Genomic DNA, 1,118 nt, shown 5'->3' with positions numbered 1-1,118 from the left:
GGCGAGCGAGGCTGCCCGCAGCGGCTTCACCAGAAAGCCGGTGAAGGCCGGCGACAGCTTTTCATGGCGCGAGCTCGACGTCAGCAGCACGAGACGCTGTGGCGCATGCGTGCGGGCCATTTCGCCCAGGCGGTCGGCCATGGCAGGGCCGATCGCACGATCGATCAGCACCGCGTGCCATGAGCGTTCGGGCAACAGCGCTTCGGCGACCGCCGCATCCACAACCATGCAGGTCTGGCCGCCCCAACGCTCCAGGCGCCGCGCGATCAGCGAGGCCTCGATGCCGTCGGCGACCAGAAGCATCGACTTGCCGGCGAGGTCGGGACTCGGAAAGGCCGTCTGTCCCGCGCTGGCTTGCGACGGCGGAAGCGGCACCGCGATCTCGAAGGTCGAGCCCTTGCCCGGCTCGCTCGTGAGCGTGATCCGGCCGCCCATGCGCCTTGCGATGCGCTCGCTGATGGAAAGGCCGAGCCCGGTGCCGCCATAGGTGCGGGCGATGCGCTCGTCGGCCTGCTCGAACTCGCGGAAGATGCGTTGCTGTGCTTCCGGTGCGATGCCGATGCCGGTGTCGCGGACCAGGAAGCTGATCTCGTTCGGCCAAATGCCGGGTTCGACGATCAGCGCGACGCCGCCGTTGCTTGTGAACTTGATGGCGTTGCCGGCGAGATTGAGCAGCACCTGGCGCAGCCGGGCGGCGTCGCCGACGACTTCAAGCGGCAGGCGCTCGTCGACATAGGCCGCGATCTCGAGCTGCTTTGCCTGCGCGCGCGGCGCGAGCAGCTCTGTGATCTCCTCGACCAGGGTCGAGAGCGCGAACGGGCGTTGCTCGAGATCGAGCTTGCCCGCCTCGATCTTGGAATAGTCGAGCAGCTCCTCGATCAGCGCCATCAGGGCTTCGCCTGACGTCTTCACCGCTCTGGCGTAGGTCGTCTGTTCCGGCGTCAGCGTGGTGTCGAGCAACAGGCCGCCCATGCCGATGATGCCGTTCAGCGGCGTGCGGATCTCGTGCGAGGCCATGGCGAGAAAGCGCGATTTGGCGCGGTTGGCGGCGTCGGCCTGGTCGCGCGCGTCGGACAGCGCGCGCTCGGTCTCGGTGCGGTCGGTGACGTCGCGTCCCA

The 1,118-nt window shown here is 68.2% G+C and carries 1 protein-coding gene; it reads right to left on the bottom strand.

Going from position 1 to position 1,118, the window contains the following annotated elements:
- Positions 1-1,118, bottom strand: a 1,118-nt coding sequence (locus MOV74_RS38780; RefSeq protein ID WP_246932862.1) for an ATP-binding protein, incomplete at both ends; no start/stop codon positions are given.

Origin of the sequence: Bradyrhizobium sp. SHOUNA76 (genome assembly GCF_023006445.1) — a bacterium.
In the GTDB taxonomy this organism is placed as follows: Bacteria; Pseudomonadota; Alphaproteobacteria; order Rhizobiales; family Xanthobacteraceae; genus Bradyrhizobium.
The sequence above is the reverse complement of the archived record's forward strand: the minus strand, read 5'-3'. Positions and strand labels throughout refer to the sequence as shown.